Genomic DNA, 4,955 nt, shown 5'->3' with positions numbered 1-4,955 from the left:
TGACGCTGCTCTACGGCTCTGGCCTGCGCATTTCCGAGGCGCTCGGCCTGACCGGCGCCGATCTGGCGTCGGCGGCCGACACGGTGCTGCGCGTTGCCGGCAAGGGCGGCAAGACGCGCCTGGTGCCGGTGCTGCCGGTGGCGCTCAGGGCAATCGCCGAATATCGCCGGCTCTGCCCCTACCATCTCGACCCCAAGGGCCTGTTGTTTCGCGGCGCCCGCGGCGGCCCGCTCAACCCGGCCATCGTCCAGCGCGACATGGCCAAGCTGCGCTCGGCGCTCAACCTGCCCGATACCGCGACGCCGCATGCACTGCGCCATTCCTTCGCCACGCATCTGCTCGGCCGCGGCGGTGATTTGCGCACCATCCAGGAACTGCTCGGCCACGCCAGCCTGTCGACGACGCAAATCTACACCGGCGTCGACACCGCGAGGCTGCTCGAGATTTATGAGCAGGCGCATCCCAGGGCGTGAACGCCAGTAACGTTCACCATTTGGCCGAAAGCCTCCCCAACGTCGTCATCCCTGGGCGAAGCAGGAGCGAAGCTCCGTCGCGGAGACCCTGGGATGACGAAGAAATGGGCGTTTCCGCTAATCGTTGAAGCATGAGCCCCATCGACGTCAGTTGAGCGCGATAGCCAGTCCAAGACAATTTCTCAGCACAGGTTAACCGTTTTGCCGCTTTTCAGTCCTAGAAGAGGCTCATGAAACGCGTCATAGCCATCGCCGACCGTGCTGCTTCCGTGTCGCTGAAGCTGCTCGTCGCGCTCAATGTTCTGTTCTTCCTGTCGTTCCTCGCCGTGCTGCTGTTCGCGGCCGGCAAGGCGCATGCCGAAGTCCCGACCTGCACCGGTGCCGACATGCTGTCGGCCCTGCAGAAGAACGATCCGGCGAGCTACCGCAAGATCGAAGCGGAAGCCGCCGCGACGCCGAACGGCAAGGGCCTGTTATGGAAGCTGGAAAAGCCCGGCGAGAAGCCGTCCTTCCTGTTCGGCACCATGCATATGACCGACCCGCGCGTCACCACGCTGCCTCCCGAAGCGCAGAAAGCCTATGACGCCGCCGGCACCATCATCATCGAAACCACGGACGTGCTCGACAAGCAGAAGATGATGGTCGCGATGCTCAAAGAGCCGGACCTGATGATGTTCACTGATTCGACGACGCTGGCGTCGCTGCTGTCGCCCGACGATGCGGCGGCCATGAACGCCGCGCTCGACGCACGCGGCATTCCTCCGGCAACGGTTGCCAAGATGAAGCCGTGGATGCTCTCGGCCATGATGGCACTGCCGGCCTGCGAGCTGGCCCGCCAGTCAGGCGGCGCCCCGGTGCTCGATGTCAGACTGGCGCAAGGTGCGAAGGCTTCCGGCAAGCCGGTGGAAGGATTGGAGACGGCTGAAAGCCAGCTGCGCGCCATGGCCTCGCTGCCGCTGGCGTTTCACATGAAGGGCCTCGTCGACACGCTGAAGCTCGGCGATAAGATCAACGACATCAACGAAACCATGATCGTGCTCTACCAGCGCGGCGACACCGGAATGTTCTGGCCGCTGTTTCGCGTGGCCATGCCGGAGGGCACGGACGACCCCGCGGGCTATGCGGCGTTCGAGGAAACCATGATCACCAGCCGCAACAAGGTGATGGTCGAGCATGCCGAACCGATCCTTGCCAGGGGCAACGTCTTCATGGCGGTCGGCGCCCTCCACCTTCCCGGCCCCGAAGGCCTGGTCGAGGATTTCCGCAAGGCCGGTTACACCGTCACGCCTGTCGGACTTTAGTGACTTCAGCTTACTTCGCCAGGATCTGGGCCAGCATCGCCGGGACGACCATCCGGTGAAACGGCATGATGATCGCGAGATAGGCGCGCCCGAGCCAATTGTGCGTCTTGACGATCGTCGTCGCGGCCACCTCTTGCCGGCCGCTGCCAAGATCCCTGACTTCGACCAGAACACGGAAATCGAGATGTCGGTCGTCGAGGCCAAGCACAACCTTGCCGGGAAACTGGCTGATGAGCGGAAATATCCCGATCCGGCCCGACGGCAACACCGCAGTTTCCAAGCCCGTCTTCAGCCGGAACGGCCTGACGGCAAGATTGCGCAGCGCCATGAGCCTGCCGACCCAGGGCGGCGTTCGCCCCAGAGCGCGTTCGGCCGCGCCGAATGCGGTTAAGGAAAGGCCTTCAGTGACCAGCACATAGCGGTCTGCGAACTGGGCTCTGGCGAGAGCATCGCAGTGATTCGGGACAAGCTGAGCTGACGGATTCGTCACGGCAAAACCCTCTGATTCGACCTTAACAGACGCAAACTTGGCGCGCTGCGTGGCGAAACGACGCCACTCCGGCTGCGGAAGGGCAGGATTGTCCTTGTTTTTGGCGTTTTCCAACCCTAGCGTGAAACCAGTTCAATGATTGCGCGTTGTATGGTGTTGATTGATATTTTTCATCCACGGAGGACACTTTTATGGCGAACACACCGAATCCAAACGACCCGTTCAATTCGTCCACCAACGCACCAAGGCCAAGTGGCGGCGGCGGTGGTAGCGGTTGGCTGATTGCACTGGTCGTCGTTATTCTGGCGGTTGTCGCGTATTATGTTTTCGGAAGAAGTGGTGAGCACCCGGCACCCGCCGAGCCGCCGGCGGCCAGCACACCGGCCCCAGCGCCTGCACCGGCGGAACCGATGAAGCCGGCTGAACCTGCGCCCGCGCCTGCTCCGGCACCTGCAGAACCGGCGCCTGCCCCGGCACCCGCGCCCGCACCGGCTCCTGCGCCGGCACCAGCCCCTGCGCCGGCACCTGCACCGGCCCAGTGATTGGCTCGATATCAGTTACGAACGGCCCGCTGAAAAGCGGGCCGTTTTGTTTTGTAGGGGCCGCCAGAAAGGCCTTTCCAGAAACTCGCTCCGGTGAGTCAGCTGGTGTGGTTTTCGAGAACCGGAGCGCAGCGGACATTGGGTCCGTGAGCAGCGCATGACCCCGAAGATCAGTCCGATTTTTTCGGAGAGGATCATGCGCCAATCAAAAAGGGTCACAGCATCCTTTGAGCGTCCAGGAGGGACGCGCGGCGCTGTGAAAGCGGAGAAAACCTCGCCAGATGGCCGCCGGAGTAGAGTTTATGAAAGGGCCTTAGATGTGGATCGGCTTGAAGAACGTCGCCAGCGCCGCCTCCTTGATCGCCTCCGACATCGTCGGGTGCGCATGGCAGGTGCGGGCGAGATCCTCCGACGAACCGCCGAACTCCATCAGCACCGCCGCCTCGTGGATCATCTCGCCGGCGCCGAAGCCGACGATATGGACGCCGAGCACGCGGTCGCTTTGCTTGTCGGCGAGGATCTTCACAAAACCGTCCGTGTGCAGCATGGCGCGCGCCCGGCCATTGGCGCTGAACGGGAACTTTCCGATCTTGTAGTCGATGCCGGCCTTCTTCAATTCTTCCTCGGTCTTGCCGACCGAGGCGATTTCCGGGCTGGTGTAGACGACGCTCGGAATGACGTCATAGTTCACGTGGCCGGCCTGACCGGCAATGGTTTCCGCTACCGCCACGCCCTCATCCTCGGCCTTGTGCGCCAGCATCGGCCCGGCGATGACATCGCCGATGGCATAGATGCCCGGGATATTGGTCTTGAGATGGCCATCGGTCTTGACCCGGCCGCGCTCGTCGACCTCGACGCCGGCTTCCCCGAGCCCGAGGCTGTCGGCATAGGCGCGGCGGCCGGTGGCGATCAGCACGGCATCGGCCTCGATGGTCTCGGCGGCGCCGCCCTTGACCGGCTCGAAGGTGATGGTCGCACCCTTCTTGGCCTTGGCGACGCCGGTGACCTTGGCGCCGAGCTTGAACTCGAAGCCCTGTTTGCCCAGCAACCGCTGGAATTGCTTGGAGACCTCGCCGTCCATGCCGCCCAGGATGGTGTCGAGGAATTCGACCACGGTGACCTTGGCGCCGAGCCGCGCCCACACCGAGCCGAGCTCGAGCCCGATGACACCGCCGCCGACCACCACCAGATGGCCGGGAACCTTATCCAGCGACAGCGCGCCGGTCGACGACACGATCACCTTCTCGTCGATGTCGACCTTGACGCCGGGAATGCCGGCGACATCCGAGCCGGTGGCGATGACGATGTTCTTCGTCTCGATCTCCTCGACCTTGCCGTCCTCGGAGGTGACCGACACTTTACCGGCGGCGAGCACCTTGCCGGTGCCGCGGAAACTATCGATCTTGTTCTTCTTGAACAGGAAGGCGACGCCGTTGACGTTCGACGACACCGTCGCATCCTTGTGCGCCATCATCTTCTTCAGGTTCAATTTCGGCGCCGATGTCTCGACGCCGAGCGTGTCGAAGGAGTGGCCGGCCTCGGCGAACATCTCGGAGGCATGGAGCAGCGCCTTGGACGGGATGCAGCCGATGTTCAGGCAGGTGCCGCCGAAGGTCGCGTTCTTCTCGACCACCGCAACCCTGAGCCCGAGCTGCGCCGCCTTGATGGCGCAGACATAGCCGCCGGGTCCCGATCCGATGATAACGACGTCATAAGCCATGATACTGTCCTTCTGTTTTGAGCATGATGCCGAAAAGTGTGACGCGGTTTTCGGATAACATCATGCTCGATCTGCTTGAGAGCGCTCAGCGGCCGCCGCTTACATTCAGGATCGCGCCCGTCGTATAGGACGCGGCGTCGGAGAGAAGATAGAGAACCGCGCCCGCGACTTCATCCACTGTACCGGCTCTTTTCATCGGCAGCAGATCGCGGAACCGCTCCACCCGGTCCGGCTGCCCGCCGGAGGCGTGGATGTCCGTGTCGATGATGCCCGGCCGCACCGCATTGACGCGGATGCCTTCTAGCGCCACCTCACGGGCGAGCCCGACGGTGAAGGTGTCGATGGCGCCCTTGGAGGCGGCATAATCGACATATTCGCCCGGCGAGCCCAATGTCGCCGCGGCCGACGAGATGTTGACGATGGATCCGC

General features: G+C 63.3%; 5 protein-coding genes and 1 pseudogene. 2 read left to right on the top strand and 4 right to left on the bottom strand.

The window, feature by feature from the left end; translation table 11 throughout:
* Together ENZ75_RS20790 and ENZ75_RS20785 are read left to right on the top strand one after the other, a co-directional pair.
* Window positions 1-473: tyrosine-type recombinase/integrase (locus ENZ75_RS20790; protein ID WP_164887902.1), on the top strand; the 473-nt coding region annotated here is incomplete at its 5' end.
* A gap of 230 nt (window positions 474-703) precedes the next feature.
* Window positions 704-1,774, top strand: coding sequence for a TraB/GumN family protein (locus tag ENZ75_RS20785; protein ID WP_063169536.1), 1,071 nt, complete (start codon window positions 704-706; stop codon window positions 1,772-1,774).
* Window positions 1,775-1,784: 10 nt separating this feature from the next.
* Here the strand turns inward: ENZ75_RS20785 and ENZ75_RS20780 are convergent, their stop codons facing one another.
* From ENZ75_RS20780 to ENZ75_RS20765, 4 genes and pseudogenes are all read right to left on the bottom strand, one after another.
* Window positions 1,785-2,378, bottom strand: a complete 594-nt coding sequence (locus ENZ75_RS20780; protein WP_082826601.1) for a DUF2867 domain-containing protein — start codon at window positions 2,376-2,378, stop codon at window positions 1,785-1,787.
* Window positions 2,379-2,561: 183 nt separating this feature from the next.
* Window positions 2,562-2,945, bottom strand: a complete 384-nt coding sequence (locus ENZ75_RS34635) for a hypothetical protein (protein WP_206526340.1) — start codon at window positions 2,943-2,945, stop codon at window positions 2,562-2,564.
* A 174-nt stretch (window positions 2,946-3,119) separates the two neighbouring features.
* Window positions 3,120-4,535, bottom strand: a pseudogene (gene lpdA, locus ENZ75_RS20770) (dihydrolipoyl dehydrogenase); the annotation flags it as partial.
* A gap of 76 nt (window positions 4,536-4,611) precedes the next feature.
* The coding region (locus ENZ75_RS20765; RefSeq protein ID WP_128278278.1) for an SDR family oxidoreductase at window positions 4,612-4,955 on the bottom strand (344 nt) is incomplete at its 5' end.

The organism is Mesorhizobium sp. M7A.F.Ca.CA.002.04.1.1, assembly GCF_004022805.1.
GTDB lineage: Bacteria > Pseudomonadota > Alphaproteobacteria > Rhizobiales > Rhizobiaceae > Mesorhizobium > Mesorhizobium ciceri.
Note: the sequence above shows the minus strand (reverse complement) of the source record. Positions and strands in the feature narration are given on the sequence as shown.